The following is a 17,877-nucleotide window of genomic DNA, read 5'->3' as shown; positions in this document are numbered from 1 at the left end:
AAGAGGAACTTCCACAATGGGAAACGACACCGGCCTCGCGTTCCTGAAGGCCTACTTCGGAGCCCGGATCGACCGACTGCGCAACGCCCGCGACGACCGTGGCTCGATCTCCATCGAGACGATGGTGATCGTGGCGGGCCTCGTGGTCGTCGCCGCTATCGCGGCCGCCGTCATCCTCACCAAGGTCAACGAGAAGGCGAATGAGATCAAGTGACGCGCCTTCGCAGGGTTGTCGGCCATTGGTCCCGCGCGCTCGGCGATCGTGACGCGCGGGACCGCGGAGCCATGTCCCTGGAGATGCTGATCGTCTTTCCCCTGGTGCTCCTGACGATCCTGCTGGTCGTGCATGTCGGGCTGTGGTGGCACGCCCGCAATGTGGCGATGTCGGCCGCCCAACTGGGCGCTGAGTCGGCCCGCGTCCGCGGGGCCTCAGCCGACACCGGCACTGCCGAGGCCCGCGATTTCCTCTCCCGGGCCGGCGGCAGCATCTCTGCGCTGTCGGTCAGCGGCGCCAAGGGGGCAACGGTGCGGATCCGGGTCACCGGCTACGTCGACACGATGATCCCCGGCCTGAAGCTCAAGATCGACCAGCACGCTGACGCGGCCACAGAGCGCGTCACGGAGGCCCAGTGACCATCACCCGAAGGCTCGGGGACGACCGCGGCGCGCTGTCGCTGGAGGCGGTCATCCTGTTTCCTGTCCTCATCCTGGCGCTGCTGCTGGTCGTAGCGTTCGGCCGGATCGGGTCCGCCGGCAACGCCGTCGACACCGCCGCGCGCGCCGCCTCGCTGGAACGCAGCGGCGGATCAGCCAGCAGCGCCGGGCTGAGATAGCGCGCAGCGCCCTGAACCAGCAGGGACTGGAGTGCACCTCCACCACCGTGTCCATCTCCACTGGCGGGTTCTCGGCCGCGATCGGTGAGCCGGCCTCCACCACTGCCACGGTGACCTGCACGGTCCGCCTCTCCGACATCGGGCTGCCCGGACTGCCCGGCTCCAAGACTCTGACCAGCAGCTTCACCTCGTCGATCGACTCCTACCGCCAGCGCGGCTGACAGGACCACCACGCATGACACCCGCCCGCTCCGCTCTCACCCGCCGGTTCCGTCGCGCCCTGCGCGACGACCGCGGCTCGATGAGCCTGTTCGTTCTCGTCACCGTCGTGGCGCTGTTCCTTGTGGCAGCACTCGTCTACGACGGCGCCGGCAGACTGCGTGCCCTCACCCACGCGGAAGGCGTCGCGCAAGAGGCCGCGCGGGCCGGCGGCCAGGCCATCGACGCAGGCAAGGCGATCTCCGGCGGAGGCGTCACTGTCGACCGCAACGCCGCCGTCGCCGCCGCGCGGACCTACCTCAGCCGCGAGGGAGTCAGCGGGACGGTGAGCGTGAGCGAGGACGGCGGATCCCTGGAGGTGACCGTGACCGAGTCGTACCGCGCCCTGTTCCTCGGCGCCGCGAGCGGCACGGTCACCGGTCACGGAAGCGCCAATCTCATCTACCAGGGGTGACGATCATGAGAAACCGCAGTTCCGCAGCCACCCTCGTCCGTGCGCTCCTCGCCCTGGCATCCCTGATCGCGCTTCTCGTTGCCGTGCCTACAGTCCTGCTCGGCATCGGAGTCCTGCCCGACCACGTCCCCGGCCTCGACGAGATCACCGCCGCGCTCACCACACCCGACTCCGGTCAGCTGTTCCTCGGCGCCCTCACTCTCCTCGGATGGTATGGCTGGCTCAGCTTCGTCGTCTCGGTCGTCCTGGAGACGGGCGCCGCCCTGCGCCACCTCCGGGCTCCCCGGATCCATATGCTGGGGGGATCTCAGCAGCTCGCCGGCACACTCGTCGGCGGCATCCTCATACTGCTGCCGGCGGGCACCGCGATAGCAACGCCCGCCAGCGCCGCCCCCACCACCGTGGCAACGGCCAGCGCGGCGGCCGGCGTCCACTCCGCCCCGGCCGCCACCACCGAGACCTCGTCCGCTTCCTCCGCGGCCTGGGACGGCCCCCTTCACCAGGTCCAGGACGGCGACACCCTCTGGGACATCGCGGAAAAGCGCCTGGGCGCCGGAATCGAGTGGCACCGCATCGTCGACGCCAACGAGGGCGTCCGCCAGCCTGACGGCTCCCTCGTGACCGCTGACACCACCGTCCTGCAGCCGGGCTGGACTCTGCGCCTGCCAGCCGACGCCTCACCCGCGCCGTCCGCCGACCAGGGCGGAGCCCAGCCACAGACCGCCGGTTCCACGACCGCCATCCACACCGTGCGCGCAGGCGAGACACTGACCGGTGTCGCCCAGGACGAGCTCGGTGACGCCGACGCCTATCCCCGGATCGTCGAGGCGAACAACGGCGTGAAGCAGGACGACGGGCGCGCCCTCAGAGATCCCGACGAGATCTACCCCGGCTGGAAGCTGCAGATCCCCGCTACGTCCGGCCCCGACGACAGCGACCGGAGCGACTCGAAGCCGGACGAGGCGCAGCCACCGCAAGAGCAGCCCGCCGACCCGGGCGACGCCGAGGAGCGGCCCGGCGCCGATGAGACGCAGCCGCCCGCCCAGGCCGGGCCGGGCCCAGGCGCCAGCAGCGGGGAGAGTGGCGAGCAGACCCAGCCCCCTGGCCAGGGCCCGGACACAGACCGGCAGGAGGGAGGGCAGCAGACTGCCCAGCCAGACACCCCGACCCAGCTGCCCACCGCACAGAACCCTGCACCCGACCGACAGCAGCACGGCACACCGACCCAGGCACCTGAGGCGCACGACACCACGGATGCCTCCGCCAGCGGTGACCAGAGCGTGCGGACGATCGCCTCAGCGGGAAGCATCCTGGCCGCAGCCGTCCTCGCGGTCGTCGCGACCCGTCGCGCGCGCCAGCAGCGCCGCAGGCGCCCCAAGCGGCGCATCCCTATGCCCTCCGAGGCGACAGCCGACTTCGAGCAGCAGTTGCGCGTCGCGTCCGACATCACCGGCGCCGACCTCGCCGACCGCGCCCTGCGCACCCTGGCAGCCAACTGCCGCCGGGCCGGCCGGCCTCTGCCCAAGGTCGAGGCGATGCGGATCACCACGCGCGGGGCCGAGCTCCACCTGGCCGCCGTCACCCCACCCGTTGCGCCGTTCACCGAGCACGAGGACAACCCGACGGTGTGGACGTGCCCAGCCCGCGGCACGGCTCTCCTCGACGAGGACGAGGCCGCCGACATCACAGTGCCCTACCCGGCCCTGGTGAGCCTGGGCGAGACCGAAGACGGCGACGCGGTCCTGGTCAACCTGGAGGCCATCGGCCTGCTGCGCCTGGCTGGCAGCCCGGCCGACGTCCGCGCGGTCATGCTCGCCCTCGCCGTCGAACTGGCCTCCTCCCCACTGGCGCCCGACACACAGGCCGTCCGCGTCGGCGCCGGCAGCGACCTGCACCACCTCTACACCGGCCAGATCGAGCACCACGCGGACCTCGAACCGGCCACCACCGACCTCCAGGCGCACGACGCCTTCCAGCGCCAGGCCCTCACCGACGGCGGCCACGACCACCTGCGGGCCGCCCGGCTCGGCCAGGACGGTGGCGACACCTGGACCCCCCGCATCCTCATCGCCACAGCCCCGCCCACCGGCGCGGCGGCCGCCGAACTCGCCGACCTTCTCTCCTCCCGGCCCCGCACCTCGGTCGCGGTCGTCACCGCCACAGGCGGTGAACTCGACCTGCCCGGTGCCTGGACCCTGCCCGCCCAGCCCGGCACCACCGTCGAACTGCCCGGCCTGAACCTCGCGGTCAGGCTCCAGCACCTGGACGCCGACTCCTACGACCGGCTCGTCCAGCTGATCGCCACCTCCAGTCGCACCGACGACGTCCCCCCACCGGCGTGGACCGGGCACACCGGCCCGGCCGGCGCCAACGGCCCCCGCCCCGCCGCCCCGCCCGCCGAGACCTCCGCGCTCTCACCGGACACCACCGCGGCCCCCCTGGTGAGCACCACGGTTGCCGGAGGCAGCAGCCCAGCGACCGCCGTACCGAGCTTCACGGCCCTCTCAGGCGACTTCTCGTCCGACGGCGGACCGGCTGTCAGCGACGATGACCCTGCGGAGGACAAGGACGAGGTCAGCGGCCTGTCCCCTGCAGTTGCGGGACCTGGCGCCGACGAGGAGTACGAGGAACAGACCGACGGCACCACGTCGATCGAGCCCTCCGGGTGGGACGCCGAACCCGAGCCTGCGGACGAGGACTCTGAGGCGGCCTCCACCCTCGGCCCGGAGGTCTGGGTCGTGCCCGAGCCGGACGAAGACTTCGACACGGTCCTCGGCGAAGTGCTGGCGGAACAGGAAGAACACGATTCACCACTCCAGCCGGAGGACGACGAGGCAGGATCCGGCCTGTCCGCAGCCGCGCTCGGCGGGGACCCGGACGCGGAAAAACTTCCGGAAACCATACCGGCGCCGTCCGGCGAAGAGAAAGGCGCGGAGACCAGGCTGCGCCCGGCCACGGGCGGCGAGAACACGGCAACTGCAGCGGCACCGGCGGCGCGTATCGTCCCCCGGACCAGCGCCGCGACGTCCACGGTCCTGGCCGCAATGGCCACCCCGCCCGCCGATCCCGCCGGCCCTCATGTCCAGGTCCTCGGCCCAGTGGCGCTGACGGGCGCGCAGGGCCGGGTGAACAACGGCCGACGCAACCACCTCATGGAGATCGCCGCCTGGCTCGTGCTCCACCCGGGCCTGGGCCGCCAGGATCTGGACAACGCGATCTGGCCCGGACTGCGCAGGACCGCCAGCACCCGCAACACCGCGGTCTCGCGCCTGCGTTCCTGGCTGGGCCGGGACCCCCACCTGCCCGCCGAGGACCCCCGCAGCGCGTACCTCCCTGACGTCACGAACGGCGTCTACCAGCTCGGTCCCGCAGTCACCTCGGACTGGGACCGGTTCAAGGAGCTGTACCAGCAGGGCATGCACCACGACGGGCAGGACGCCGATGTCGCCCTCGCCCGCGCCCTGGCCCTCGTACGTGGCCGCCCTTTCGCCGACATCGACCCGTCCAAGTACATCTGGGCCGAGGCCAGCATCCAGGAGATGATCAGCGCGATCGTGGACGTCGCTCACGAGCTCGCCGAACGCCGCCGCCTGGTCCGTGACTACCGCGCGACGGCCCACGCCGTCACCAAGGGCATGCTCGTCGACGCGCAGTCCGAGCTGCTCTACCGGGACCTCTTCACAATCTGCCACGAGATGGGCGACCGCGAGGGCCTGGAGCGCGCCGCCGCCCAACTGGCCCGGATCAACGCGGAGGAGGGCGTCGATTCCTCGCCCGAGACCGTCGGGCTGCTGCGCACGCTCCTCAAGGGCGAGAGGAACCAGCCCACTTTGGGGTCCGCCGCCTCATGACCACGACACGTCCGAAGTTCACCGGCCTGCGGTGTCACACCGCATCGCCTAATCGTACCTGTAGAGAGCGAGGGGCCTCTTCGGCCGACCATCCGGCGAAGGAGAACGCGCACATGAGCCGCCGTCGGCAGCATGCCGCCGTCCCGCCCGGCGGGCACACCACCCCGGTGGGCCCCGCCCCGGAAGGAGGCCGCAGATGAGCAGCCCCGCGTGGGCACTGCCCGCCGCCCTCGCCGCGGCAGGGATCGGAGCCCTGGCAGTCACGGCCGTTGCCCTGCTCATGAGCAGCCGCCGCCGGGCCGCAGAGCAGAACGCCACCGCCGAGGAGCGCGCCGAGCTCGCCCTCCAGCGCCGTCTCGCCGTGACCGCGCTCGGCATCGGCTGTCTGATGATGTTCGTCCTCGCGGGCATCGCCGCCTGGCTCTCCTTCGGGGCACAGCGCGAGTACGCCCACGCACACAATGGCGGCGACTGGGACGCGGCGACCGGCTTCGCGCTGCTCCTGGACGCTGGTGCCCTCAGCCTTTCCCTCATCCGCTTCTTCGAGGCCCTGACACTGCGGTCCAGCGCGATCACACGGATCCTGCTGCTCGCGTTCGTCTGCGCCTCGGCGGCGATGAACCTGCTCCACGGCATCGAGCAGGTCCATGCCGTCTGCGCCGACCAGCGCGTCATAGGCAGTCTGGCCAGGAAGCGGAGCCATTCGCAGCCGCAGGCAAGCCTCCATCGCGTACTCGTCGTCCCGCGAAAAGTGCTCTGCCACCCACTGCTGCAGTGCTCCGACAAGGTGGCGGGGAACACCGTCGTAGGGGGCGTAGTCGTAAGGCTCGTTGTGGCCTATCCGAACCGAGAAGGGCGGCCGTGCGAGAGTCATGGTCCGTGAGCGTACTGCTCAGCAAGGGCAGCAGAGGACAGGTTTTCCGGCGTCCAACAACCCCTCGAGCTCCGGGCTCCTTGACCAGCGTCAAAGAGTCGTCAAGCCGCTTCCACGGTCCGGGTCGTCGCGACCACAGCGGCTGCGTGCTGCGCGGCCCGCGCGGGCGCGGAGCGTGCTAGCGGTGGTTTGTTGACTGCGGGTCAGCTGCGCGCTACTCAGGAAGAGGGGAAGCCTCACCTCGCCGTTGGGGGCTGCGATGACAGCTCGTGTGCCGTGTCCGCCCGCTCCGGGCCCGCTGGAAGCCTATGCCGCCCGTTTCGATGACATCTTTACCAATCTGGCCCAGCGGCGCGGCTTCCGCGAGTACCTCGCGGGCCTGCTGCTGCCGCGGGACCGCAACAAGACCCTGACCTGCCTGGCGGGTACGGAACCGGTGGTCGGCGCCCAGCATCCGGCGGTGCAACGGCTGCAGTTCTTTCTGTCCGAGTCCCGGTGGGATCCGGAGAAGGTCAACGCGCGGCGCGTCGATCTGTTGCTGGCCGATCCGGCCACGGCTCCGCATGCGGGCGGGGTGCTGGTGGTCGACGACTCCGGGGACCGCAAGGCCGGCGGCGCGACCGCGCACGTGGGCAAGCAGTACCTCGGGTCGCTCGGCAAGGTCGACCGCGGCGTGGTCACGGTGACGACCTGCTGGGCCGACGAGCGGCTCTACCACCCGCTGCACGCGGTGCCGTACACCCCGGCCCACCACTTCCCGACCGGCAAGAAGGACCCCGGGTTCCGCAGCAAACTGCAGATCGCCGGCGAACTGACCCGCAAGGCCAAGCAGGCCGGGGTGGCGTTCCGGGCGGTGGCGGCCGATGCCGCCTACGGTGACCACCACAGCTTCCTGCGGGACCTGGGCGAGGCCGGACTGCCGTTCGTGGTCGCCGTCAAACCCAGCCACGGCTCCTGGTCCTACGGCAAGGACACCTACACACCGCGCCTTGCCGCACAGGCCCTGACCTGGACCGATCCCGAACACCCCGGCGACTGGACCCCCGTCGAACGCAGGTTCCGCGACGGACGCACCAGCACCTGGTGGGCTGCCGAGGCGTCACTGGGATTCTGGGGACCGGACGGAAACGTCCGCCTCGTAGTGGCCACCACCGACCCGCAGACCCTGCCCTCGCAGTCGACCTGGTACCTGGCCACCGACCTGCCCCGCCCCGACAGCCGGCGCGCCGCCACCAGCCCACAGCACCCGGCCGACCTCGCCGAAGTCGTAAGGATCTACGGACTTCGGCACTGGATCGAGCAGAGCTACAAACAGGTCAAGGACGAACTCGGGTGGGCCGACTTCCAGGTCCGCTCCGACACCGCCATCCGCCGCCACCAGACCCTGGTCACCTGCGCCTTCTCCTTCTGCTGGGACACCTGGTTCGCGCCGCTGGCCCCCGCCGAGGACCCCGGGCCGCCACCGCCTGCCGAGAGGGGGCTCTCCCGAACCCCACCTGCCCCGCACGGCCTGCTGGCCCCAGGCGATCCGGGCTGTTCGTGGCTGGCTGACGCCCTGGCACACGCTGCAACGCTACTGGTCCGCCTGGACCGCCAAGCCCCCACCCACAGAGCTGAGAGCCCTGCTCAACACCCTCGCCCGCGGACAGCCACTTGATCTCTACCGCCCGGTTTAACAAACCACCGCTAGCGCTACCCCTGAGACTGTTCTGCTGTTTCCCAAGGCGGTAGTGCACGGCGACAGCCGTGGGCAGCTGCCATCCCGTGCCGACTACCCGTACAGCCCGCCCCTACGGCGTGGCGGTGTCTCCGTCCGGCGGAATAACCTCGATCGCGCTGGCGGGCGGCTGGGGGACAACGGTGGCCCGCCACCTCCCGTTCCGCGGGTCGTATAGCACGTACACCCAGCTGGCTTGTGCCCGTTCCGGCAGGCGGACCTCGGCGAGGCCAGCCGCTTCAGTGGTGGTGAGGCTGGCGGGGAGCTGGATGACGATCGCGCGCTGCGGGTCGGCGAGAGTGAGCGGCTCGCCCGGTACGTGCTCGGCGAGCTCGCGGGAGCGGCGTGCCAGGAGGTCTTTGACCTTACCGTGGACGTCCTCGCCAAGCTTGGTGGCGATGGCCTGAACGAACGGCGCGAGTACCGAGCCGGTCACTGCGGCCAGCAGCAGTTCCCCGTACAGCCGGTCACCGCCTGATCCGGGTTGCGGGACAACGGCCTCAGCGGTTTCGGCGTCTTCCATGAACAAATTCTGCCATGCTTGCCGATCCGCTGTGGGACGGTGTTGCGACTGTCCGTCGTTCAACGTCTGGGGGCAGCTCGTGAGCTGGTCGACGCATGCAATGCGCCGTTACGAGCGCGGATCGGCGCTCTTCGCGCGGTATCAGGCAGACGGCGATCCGGCGCTACTCGACGAGAGTATCGACGTGTTCCGTCAGGCACGCGAGAAGGTGCGGTCGGCTGACGAGGGCCATCTCGACATTCTCGCCGGACTCGGTTTCGCGTTCATGACCCGCTACGCCGACCGGCCTCCCGCAGAGGGCCGGACGGACGACATCGACAACGCGATCGAGTGCTACACGGCGCTCCTCGTGGCCAATCCCGGAATCGCGCGCCGGTACACCACCCTCCTATGGCTCGGCGACGCGCACTCCGGACGCTTCGAGCAGGGTGGCCGCCATGCGAGCGACGCGGAGGCTGCGGTACACGCGCTCCGCCAATGCCTGGAGATGTTGCTGTCACCGGAGATGCGCGGCCTGCTCGCCGAACCCGAACGGGTGAGGCTGCCAGAGGTGCTGGCGAGCCTGGGGTCGGCGGTCACCCGGCTGTTAGACAGCCACGGCGATGAGCGGAACCTGCCCACGGCGCTCGCGGCCACACAGCAGGTTCTGGAGAAACTTCCCGGCCCGGGCCAGGCAGCGACGCACTGCGCCCAGATATTCGCCCAGCTGGTGCACCTGGTCCGAGAGCGGACGGACCTCGACGTTGACGTGGCGGTGGTGCGGGAGTCCCTCGACCGGCTGGCACCCCGCGCCTCGGGGTACGAGGTCGCGTGGCAGGCAGTGGAGCAGTACCGCCGCACGGGCGACCCTGGCCCGCTCGATGTCGCAGTGGAAGCGCTGCGGGAGATCACCCAGGACACGGAGGCCTCAGGAGAGGTGGATGTGGGGCACTTCGGGGCCCTCGGCTACGCGCTGTTGCAGCGTGCCCTGTCCGCCCCCAGCTCGCCCGACGTGGACGAAGGCATCGCGGCCTTCCGGGTCGCGTACCGGCACGCGGATACGGAGTCGTCGCGGGACGTGTGTGTGCAGGGGCTGTGCGAGCTGCTTGTGTTGCGCTACCGGGTGTCAGGGCACCTGTCCGACCTGGACGAGGTCATCGCCCTGCACATGGGCACGGTCGACCGGTACCAGGACAACTTGGAGGACGCACCGGGATTCGCTGCTGCAGCGACCGCGCTGCAGCGTCGTGCCGAGGCAGTCGGTGATCATCAGGCGAACACCATGGCGCTGGCGATGCGCATGCTCCACAACCGTGGCGAAAAGGCCGGCATGCTGAGGTCGTTCTTCAACCTGCCGTACAGCCAGCTGGCGGAACTGGCCGACGAGAGTGTCCTCACTGATTCGACGTTTCTGGACGAGGTCGACGCGGTGATCGAGAGGTCCCGGTTGCGACTCGAAGGGTCGACCGGGGAGGAGCGGACGGCCGCACTGCACGATCTGGTGGATGCGCTGCACGCGCGGGCGCGGGCGTCCGGGGGCGCGTTCGCGGACGAGCACATCGATCGGCTGCGCGAGCTGACCACGGGCCTGCGTGACCTGCACCGCGGCGCACATGAGGCGGAGCTCGGGTTCGCGTTGCACGACCGTTTTCGTCGGCACGGGGATACCTGCGATCTGGACGAGGCGTTGTCGTGTCTGGGGCGGGCGGCGGCGGTGGACACGGTGCCGACGCTGTTCCGACTGGTTGCGGCGAAGGCACGAGGCCACTTCGCCGCGCAGGCGGAGCGCTGGGAGGTCGCCGACGACGCGTACGGCCTCGCGATCGGCCTGCTCCCCCGACTCACCGCGCGGCACCTGAGCCACGACGACCATCTGCGGCAGCTGTCCCAGCTCGCCGGGCTGGCGACGGACGCGGCTGCGGCGGCGATCCGGAACGGCGATCCCGCGCGGGCACTGGAGCTGCTGGAGCAGGGGCGTGGGCTGTTGATCGGGTACGTCCTGGACGCACAGCACGATCTCGGCCGGCTGACGGAGGCGGAGCCCGCGCTGGCAGAAGCACTGCGCGATGCCGGTGACCGGCTGGCCGAGGAGGTGGACCCGCACGCCCCTGTGTTGCCGGGCATCCCGAGCGTGGCCGACCGCCGGATCGGGCTCGCGCGGGAGTGGGACAGAGCCATCGCGGCGATCCGGGTGGTGCCGGGCTTCGCGGATTTCCTTGCACCGCCCAGTCTCTCGGACCTGGTTGCTGCGGCCGCCGGCGGCCCGGTGATCACAGTCAACGTGAGCCGATTCGGCTGCGACGCGCTAGTGCTGACCGAAGGCGGGGTGACCGAAGTGCCGCTGCCGGACCTGTCGGACGCGGAGGTGCGGCAGCGGGCGGCGGGGTTCCTCGCCACGCTGCCGTTCGCGGAGTTGTCCCCGGACGACGAGGAGGCGACCGCCGACGCGCAGGAACCGTTGCGACAGACGCTGTCCTGGCTGTGGGATGCCGTCGTAGGGCCGGTGTTCGAACGCCTGGAGGCGTACGAGCGGGTGTGGTGGATCCCAACGGGCCTCCTCGCCGCACTACCACTGCACGCAGCCGCAGTCGACAAGGCGGTGTCGTCGTACGCGCCGACGATCAGGGCGCTGCGCGCGGCACAGACCCATCGCCCGCCGGACGCGGCGTTGACCGGTCAGGTGGTCACTATCGCGGATGCCCCTGGCTTGCCACCGCTACCCGGCGCCGCAGCGGAGGCCGCCCGGTTAGCAGACCGCTTTCCGACCTTCGGTCATCTGTCCGGCACGGCTGCTTCCCGGGATGGTGTGCTGGCCGCGTTCCGTGATGTCGACTGGGCCCACATCGCCTGCCACGCAAGCAGCTACCCGGCCTGGCCGGTCGACAGCGCTCTGCACCTGTTCGACGGCCCACTGACCGCAGGCGAGGTACTCGCGGCGAGGTCAGGCCAGGGCCACCTGGCGTACTTGTCAGCATGCGAGACAGTACTGGCCGACTCCGTCCTGGCCGACGAGGTGATCCACCTGGGCTCCGCCTTCCACACGGCGGGCTTCCGCCACGTCATCGGCACCCTGTGGCGCGTAACCGACGGCACAGCCACGGAAACAGCACGTCTGTTCTACGACAACCTGCCTCCCAACCTGGACGCGGACCAGGCAGCACAGGCCTTGCACACGACAGCGGTCGGACTACGGACCCGCTACCCAAAATTCCCGACCAGATGGGCCAGCTACGTCCACATCGGCCCGTAGACCGAGAGCGCAGCTGCTGCCAGATGGTTACTCATAGCTACACGCCACCTGGCCGTAGCTATACGAGAACAGGGCCGAGAACACCAGCCCCGCCCCGGCCCCGGGTATGTATGTCCCCCAGCCCAACCCGACGGTCCACATCCCGGTCCTGGACCACGGGCAGTGGCGCGACCTCACCGTGATCACCCGCCATCTCGCCGGGCGGCTCGCGTGCCTGCCTGCCGAGAGCGCCCTTCAGGAGATCGTTGTTGCGGGCGCCAGCAACGGGATCCGCCTCCTGCCGGCCCTCGACCAGTGCCGCGCCTCGTGCGGCTGCTCCAGCCGCAGCGCCCTGTGCAAGCACGCCGCCACGGCCCTGATCCAGGTCGCCCGCTGTCTGGATGCGATGCCCCTCGTCCTTCTCCTGCTCCGCGGCCGCAGCCCGGTCGACTTCTTCGTCGGCCTCCAGGACCTCGGCCACCGCAGCCTCCACCACCACGGGTCAAGGCACCTGCGGCTCCCGCCGGTCACCTTCGCGCACATCGCCTTCGACGAGGGGGAACCCTCCGCCCGCCCGTCCCTTCCGCCGGTGATGAGCCCTCCCGAGCAGTCGGCCACGGCGGTACTCCCCGCCGTTGGCGGTTTCGCCGGGCGGAGCCTTGCCGGGCTCGCCGCCGACACGGTCCAGCGGGCCCACTCCCTTCTGCGCACCCTCACAGAGAACGACGCCACGGCCATGGCACGGCCGGCGGGCATTCTCCCGGAGGCCGACCGGGACAGTGGTTCACCGGTCTCACGTCAGCTCCCCCACGTTCCGCTGCAGCAGCGGCTCAGGCAACTCCAGGAGGCTACGGGCATGACCAAGGCGGAACTGGCCCAGGCCGTCCGCGACTGGGGCCTCGACGGCTGACCTGGCATGGTGAGGTCCGTGCTGCCGCCTGGGTTCACGGAGGGGACCGATCTGGTGTCCCTCAACCGGCTTCCTGTTGTCGGCAGTCGGCTCTGGTGAGGGCCGAACCGCCTCGCGACCACGATCGAGCGGCGCGGGGCCGCATGCGGGGACCCGCGACGGGCCATCCACACACGGCCTCGGGTGATCCGTCATCGGGCCAGGTCGGGCGGAACGGGTCGTCGATGATCCACCCTCGCCATGCGGTGTCGCGGAGTTCGCCCGTGGTCTCGTCGACCACGCCCTCGGGCACCAGCCGCAGCCGCGGCCGAGCAGGCCGACGACGCTCGACGGGGTGCTGCGCGCGTTCGGTGAGCCACTGCCGGTAGAAGCGCCGCTGGTCACCGTGCGGCTTTCGGCGCTGTTCCCCCAGACTGGCGGTGCCGCGGGCGCGCAACGTGCTCGAGCTGGTCGGGGTCGAGGCGAAGGCCCTCGTCGCCGGCCAGGTGGCGGGGCAGGCAGAGCCGGCCGTCGGCTTCCTCGGCGAGACCGTCTTCGACGAGCTTGTCCACGCGGCGGCGCACCGTGGTGCGGTGCAGGCCGATCGCCGCGGCCAGGTGCGCGACGTCGGCTCCGTCGAGCACGTCGAGGGCGGTGAGGATCCGGGCACCGGACGTGCCGTGGGCGTAGTGGTGACAGGCGCCGCTGCCCATCACGGCGCCCAGCGCGAGGGTGGTGCTCCTCCCAGCCTGTGCGCACGTCCGGGACACCCTCTGCCCCCTCTCCCCCGAGGCTGAACGGTGTCCCGGGCACGCACACGACTGTGGTCTTCGGGCTCGGTCGGGGGGATGCGCAGGGTCCAGGTCGAGCTGTGCTCCCCCGTGCCGGCCGCGACTACGACCAGCCACCGGGCCGCACGCAGGCGGGCGTTGCTCGCTTCCACGGTCGAGCGGGCGCAGCCCATCAGTTCGGCCAACTGCCCTACCGAGACCTCGTGCTCAGGCCCACCGGCCTGTTCAGCCAACTGCAGCCGCGCGGAGAGGTTCTTGAGATCGGTGCCGCCGGCTGGCCCTGGCCACATGACGTCTTCCACGGCGGCCCGCAGGCGGGCGATCGCCACCATGGCATCGGCCCGGCACTCGATCGTGTCCGACGTGCCCACGAACGCGCGGGCCTTGTCGAGCATGCCCTCGGCGTACCGCTCTCCCTTGCGCGAGCGCAGGGACCGCGCCCAGGCGCCGCCTGCCGTCGGGCGCAGCACCAGGGCCTCCCACCACTGCGCGAGGGTCCACTCCCGGCCAGGCTGGGATACCGCGACCGCCAACGCCATCGTCAGCCGGTAGCCGGTAGCCGGAATCGGCGGCCGTCCGGCCCACGTACCGGCGTTCGGTGTCGCCCTCCAGCAGCAACCCGCGCACCCACTCAGTCAACGGCGGCCGCCGAGCGGGCCGGTGCGCGACGGCGCGTACGGCACGGATCACACCTCCACCCCTGCCAGCGCCCCGCTGCCACCCGCCGGAGTCGAAGCTCGTCGTACGGACACGGCGTGCTCCGGCGGCGCGGGGCGGATCAGGCCGCGGACCTGAGCGGCCGCCTGCGCGTACCAGTCCGGTTCGGCATCCGCTTCCGATTCCGGAGCCATCGTGGCCACGTTTATAGCTTGTACCTGCGAGGAACAGGCCGGAGGGTTTTCCCTCCGGCCGTTCGGGTTTTGCGTACGGTTGTCAGATGCTCCAGCGGGGCAGCGAGGGAGTGGCGGCTCGGCCGCTGCCTCGTTGTGTTGCTGTTCCCCTGTGAGTCTGCCCTCGGCTTGCCGTACGGTCGGTGGCCGTGGCTGATCGGGCGGCGGCGACTGCTCGGGCTTCGGTCGAAGAGAGATTCACACACTGCCCGACGGCTCGAAGAGCTTTCGACAACACGAACCGGATCACGAGCCGCTAAATGGCATCCTGCCGTTCCAGCCATTTCGTAATCGCCAGGTTCGTTTCTTCCGGCTTCTCTTGCTGGATCCAATGACCGCAATCCAGACTGACCACTTCCACATTGGGCACGAAATCTGCCAGCTTTTCAGACCTCCGGACCACATCCCGGTCGCCATAGATCATGAGTGCGGGCTGCTGGATGATCGGTTCCACGTCCGCAAGCAAGCGCCAGTTGCGGTCAAGGTTCCTGTACCAATTCATACTGCCCGTGAACCCTGTCGATTCGAAGGCGGAGACGAAAACGGCCAGTTCGCTGTCGCTCATGACGGGATCGCCGAGTGGCGTTTCCGCTCTGGCGAGATCGATCAGTGTCATACCCGGCCGAGGCTCCCTGGGGGGCTCGTTCTTGCGGTATATGTTGCGAAGGAACTGGAAGGCGTTCTCTTCGAACACGGCGTCCGCGACACCTGGCTGCCGGTTGAAGTGGACAAAATAGAAGTCGCCGCCAAGTACGTCTTCCATGACCTCGATCCAGGGCTTTTCCCCGCGCTCCTGGTAAGGCAAGCTCAGGTTGATCACTTTGTTTACACGGCTCGAATGCAGCAGGGTCAGTCCCCAGACGACCATGGCACCCCAGTCATGACCTACAAAGGTGGCATCCTCGTACCTGTAGTGATCGAGAAGTGTGACGAGATCACCGGACAGGTGTTCAATGTCGTACTCCGTCACTTCGACCGGACGGGATGAATTGCCATGACCCCGCTAGTTCGGGACGATGACATGGTAGCCCGCTGCGGCGAGGGCGGGCAGTTGATGGCGCCAGGAAAAGGCGTGCTCCGGCCAGCCATGACAGAGCACACTGGGCTTTCCAGTATTCTGTCGGCCTGCTTCAAATACTTCAAGCTCCACACCGTTGACCGATATGAGGGTGGGCTCGGGAAAATCGGCTGGATCGAGCATTCATTTCCTCTCCAATCTTTCGGGATGATCGGCCGGTCAAGGTTCCTGACGAAAGCGCCGGCGCACCCCCGACGGGCCGGGGGCCGATACGGCCCGTCGGGGGTAGTAGGACTCGTCGGTGAGGCCATGTCGTACATCTTGCCGACCAAAACCGGTCACCCTACGACCGGTTTCATGTGAATGTGTTGTTGGCGTGCGAACCGACCGGCTGGTGGCCATCCTCCTCTTGCTGCAACGGCGCGAGCAGGTGACAGCAGCAGAGGTCGCCCGAGAGTTGGAGGTCTCCGAGCGCACCGCCCGCCGCGACCTCGACGCCCTGGCCACGGCCGGGGTGCCCGTGTACTTCACGCAGGGCCGAGGCGGCGGCTGGCGCCTCGTGGGCGGCGCCCGCACCGACCTGTCCGGGCTGACCGCGGGTGAGGCCCGCGCCCTGTTCCTGGTCGCCGGCCCGGCCTCGGCTGCGACGCCGGCCGTGAAAGCAGCTCTGCGCAAGCTCGTCCATGCCCTGCCGGAGCCTTCCGGGTGCAGGCCGAGGCAGCAGCGTCGTCACTGGTCATGGACCCGCAATGATGGGGGTCGAGCCGGGTCGAGCACCGACCACCTCGCTTCCTCGACACACTCCAGGACGCGGTGATCCGCGGCGTCCAGGTGCGACTCGGCTACGTCGACCGCAAAGGCACCGAAACCGAGCGAACCGTCCACCCTCTGGGCATCGTCGCCAAAGGTCCCTCGTGGTACCTCGTCTCCCACACCGAGGCCGGCCGGCGGACCTTCCGGATCGACCGCGTGTCGTCCGCCGAACCCACCGACGATCCCGTGCACCGCCCCGAGGACTTCGACCTTGCCGAGAGCTGGCGCGAGATCGCCGACGAGGTCGACCGCAAGCGAACGCCCCTTGAGATCCAGGCGGTTTGCGCGCCCTACGGGATAGGGCCGCTCCGGATGGCGCTCGGCGCTCGGCTCCAGGTGGGAGGTTCCACGACCGACGGCCGCGTTGAGGTCGTGATCCGCGGCCACAACGAGTACGTACTCGCCGGCGAGCTTGCCTGGCTGGTCGAATGGCTCGAGGTGACTGGACCTCCGGGTGTACGAGACCATCTGGCCTCGATCGGCACCGCGCTCGTCGAGCGATACGGCTGAGACCGGCCCACAGTGCCGAAGTGCGGATCCTGGAGGCGTACTCGCCCAGAGCCGTGTACCGGACGAAACGGAGCCTGCTTCCGATCACCCAGTGCGCCCTCGAGGTCGTCGCGATGCGTTTCGAGGGCGCGTGCCGACTGGTCGGATCGGTGATCACGTAAACCGTCTCGCGGTTCTGCTTGGCGGTCTCGGTGCCGGTGCGGTGGCGTACGGTGGCGTACGACCTGGGCGGCGTGGGGAAAGTCGACGCCGAGGCCGGTGACAGTCAGTATCTGCCCGATCCGGGTCTCCTTGCGGCCGTGCCCCGGGGTGAGGTCGTAGAACCTCGCCGTCACCTCGCCGCTGCGCAGGGTCCGTATCTGTTCGCAGAGGTTCTCCTGGCTCCGCTTCCCCGTGAAGGCGTAGTGCGCCTTCACGAGCCGGGCCGGGGTTGTCAACTCCACGCTCTACGCTCGCGTCGCTGCGCCCGGGGCCAGCGCCGTCGCCCGCCTGAGGCGCCATGTCACATCTTCCTTCGTCGATCACGAATTCAAGTGACAGACGCGGTGGACATGAGTCAGCAGGGCACTTGACCAGCCACTTTGATCTGGCAGGGGCTTCTTCTTGGCGGGTCGAAGCATGCGCAAGGGGCTGTCGGGGTGAGGCCGAGAGTGCGGGCGACAGACTGGGAGGCGTGATTGTCTGCGGTGGTGCTGTAGAAGAGCACGGACTTGATGCGATGCTCACGCTGGGACCAGGCAGCTACGACGGTCGGTGCGAGGCGCTTGCCGCGGAAGTCGGGGCGGGTCCAGATGCCTGCCTCAGCTGCGGTGGCGTTCGACGCGGGTGTGAAGCAGATCGACACCGGTTCCCGGTCGTGGATCGCCATGGCCTACTCCCCCATGCGCCCACTATTCAGCTCGTTCCACTCGTCGGGCTGCCAGTTCTCTGGCCTGATGAGGTGCTGGGCGGTGCACCGGCCGTCGACGGTGGAGGCGATGATGGGCAGCGGGGGCGGGTTCGGGACGGCAAGGCGCCACTCCAGGCGCGAGCGCCAGGAGACGCGCGTGGGGGGACCATGTCCACACCGCGAGCAGGGGAGGATCTCTCAGGGCTGACTGAGGGGTGTCGGGGTTCGGCGCGAGGCCGTAGTTCGCGTCGATCTGCAGGGCCAGCAGGCGGCCTTCGTCCCAGCTCATGACGAGAGGGTAGCTTCCACCCCGGGTCCGGATCCGGCTCCGTCCTGGCGGGCTTCCTGGTGGACCGACGTGCCGTCCTACGAGGCCCTGCCCCGATTCACCACCGGCC

General features: G+C 69.7%; 15 protein-coding genes and 2 pseudogenes. 11 read left to right on the top strand and 6 right to left on the bottom strand.

The window, feature by feature from the left end:
• Positions 1-16 precede the first annotated feature (16 nt).
• From ACFRFC_RS01935 to ACFRFC_RS01900, 8 genes are all read left to right on the top strand, one after another.
• Positions 17-214, top strand: coding sequence for a hypothetical protein (locus tag ACFRFC_RS01935; RefSeq protein ID WP_382680102.1), 198 nt, complete (start codon positions 17-19; stop codon positions 212-214).
• 71 nt (positions 215-285) lie between these two features.
• Complete coding sequence (locus ACFRFC_RS01930; RefSeq protein WP_382680100.1) at positions 286-633, top strand: TadE/TadG family type IV pilus assembly protein; 348 nt, start codon at positions 286-288, stop codon at positions 631-633.
• Positions 630-833: a TadE/TadG family type IV pilus assembly protein gene (locus ACFRFC_RS01925; protein WP_382680098.1), complete on the top strand. Its 204-nt coding sequence runs from the start codon at positions 630-632 to the stop codon at positions 831-833. The genes ACFRFC_RS01930 and ACFRFC_RS01925 overlap by 4 nt, the downstream gene beginning before the upstream one ends.
• A 47-nt stretch (positions 834-880) precedes the next feature.
• Positions 881-1,054, top strand: a complete 174-nt coding sequence (locus ACFRFC_RS01920; protein ID WP_382680096.1) for a hypothetical protein — start codon at positions 881-883, stop codon at positions 1,052-1,054.
• 14 nt (positions 1,055-1,068) lie between these two features.
• Positions 1,069-1,506 (top strand): TadE/TadG family type IV pilus assembly protein, encoded by a 438-nt coding sequence (locus ACFRFC_RS01915; protein WP_382680094.1) that lies wholly within the window; start codon positions 1,069-1,071, stop codon positions 1,504-1,506.
• 5 nt (positions 1,507-1,511) lie between these two features.
• Positions 1,512-5,357, top strand: a complete 3,846-nt coding sequence (locus ACFRFC_RS01910) for a LysM peptidoglycan-binding domain-containing protein (RefSeq protein WP_382680092.1) — start codon at positions 1,512-1,514, stop codon at positions 5,355-5,357.
• 196 nt (positions 5,358-5,553) lie between these two features.
• The gene (locus ACFRFC_RS01905) at positions 5,554-6,240 is read left to right on the top strand and encodes a DUF2637 domain-containing protein (protein ID WP_382680090.1); all 687 of its coding nucleotides are present in this window, start codon (positions 5,554-5,556) and stop codon (positions 6,238-6,240) included.
• 250 nt (positions 6,241-6,490) lie between these two features.
• Entirely contained in the window at positions 6,491-7,888 is a 1,398-nt protein-coding gene (locus ACFRFC_RS01900) for an IS701 family transposase (protein ID WP_382680088.1), read from the top strand.
• A 133-nt stretch (positions 7,889-8,021) separates the two neighbouring features.
• Here ACFRFC_RS01900 and ACFRFC_RS01895 read toward each other — a convergent pair whose 3' ends face one another.
• Positions 8,022-8,471, bottom strand: a complete 450-nt coding sequence (locus ACFRFC_RS01895; protein ID WP_382680086.1) for a hypothetical protein — start codon at positions 8,469-8,471, stop codon at positions 8,022-8,024.
• Between the two features lie 79 nt (positions 8,472-8,550).
• On the opposite strand from ACFRFC_RS01895, the gene ACFRFC_RS01890 reads away from it, so the two are divergent.
• Positions 8,551-11,700 carry a CHAT domain-containing protein gene (locus ACFRFC_RS01890; RefSeq protein WP_382680084.1) on the top strand — a complete coding sequence of 1,050 codons (3,150 nt, stop codon included), beginning with the start codon at positions 8,551-8,553 and terminating at the stop codon, positions 11,698-11,700.
• A gap of 106 nt (positions 11,701-11,806) precedes the next feature.
• A complete protein-coding gene (locus ACFRFC_RS01885) occupies positions 11,807-12,589 on the top strand; it encodes a hypothetical protein (protein ID WP_382680082.1) in 783 nt (260 codons plus the stop codon).
• 380 nt (positions 12,590-12,969) lie between these two features.
• Here the strand turns inward: ACFRFC_RS01885 and ACFRFC_RS01880 are convergent, their stop codons facing one another.
• The 4 genes and pseudogenes from ACFRFC_RS01880 to ACFRFC_RS01865 all read right to left on the bottom strand — a co-directional run bounded on the left by ACFRFC_RS01880 (position 12,970) and on the right by ACFRFC_RS01865 (position 15,450).
• Positions 12,970-13,281: a helix-turn-helix domain-containing protein gene (locus ACFRFC_RS01880; protein ID WP_382680173.1), complete on the bottom strand. Its 312-nt coding sequence runs from the start codon at positions 13,279-13,281 to the stop codon at positions 12,970-12,972.
• Entirely contained in the window at positions 13,281-13,898 is a 618-nt protein-coding gene (locus ACFRFC_RS01875) for a hypothetical protein (protein ID WP_382680080.1), read from the bottom strand. The genes ACFRFC_RS01880 and ACFRFC_RS01875 overlap by 1 nt, the downstream gene beginning before the upstream one ends.
• 147 nt (positions 13,899-14,045) lie before the next feature.
• The gene (locus ACFRFC_RS01870; protein ID WP_382680078.1) at positions 14,046-14,210 is read right to left on the bottom strand and encodes a hypothetical protein; all 165 of its coding nucleotides are present in this window, start codon (positions 14,208-14,210) and stop codon (positions 14,046-14,048) included.
• A 295-nt stretch (positions 14,211-14,505) separates the two neighbouring features.
• Positions 14,506-15,450: pseudogene (locus tag ACFRFC_RS01865) on the bottom strand (alpha/beta fold hydrolase).
• 193 nt (positions 15,451-15,643) lie between these two features.
• Here ACFRFC_RS01865 and ACFRFC_RS01860 point away from each other — a divergent pair.
• Positions 15,644-16,590: pseudogene (locus tag ACFRFC_RS01860) on the top strand (helix-turn-helix transcriptional regulator).
• Between the two features lie 556 nt (positions 16,591-17,146).
• Here ACFRFC_RS01860 and ACFRFC_RS01855 read toward each other — a convergent pair.
• Positions 17,147-17,458, bottom strand: a complete 312-nt coding sequence (locus tag ACFRFC_RS01855) for a GNAT family N-acetyltransferase (RefSeq protein WP_382680076.1) — start codon at positions 17,456-17,458, stop codon at positions 17,147-17,149.
• Between the last annotated feature and the right edge of the window lie 419 nt (positions 17,459-17,877).

The sequence above is a fragment of the Streptomyces sp. NPDC056734 genome (genome assembly GCF_042790455.1).
In the GTDB taxonomy this organism is placed as follows: domain Bacteria; phylum Actinomycetota; class Actinomycetes; order Streptomycetales; family Streptomycetaceae; genus Streptomyces.
Note: the sequence above shows the minus strand (reverse complement) of the source record. Positions and strands in the feature narration are given on the sequence as shown.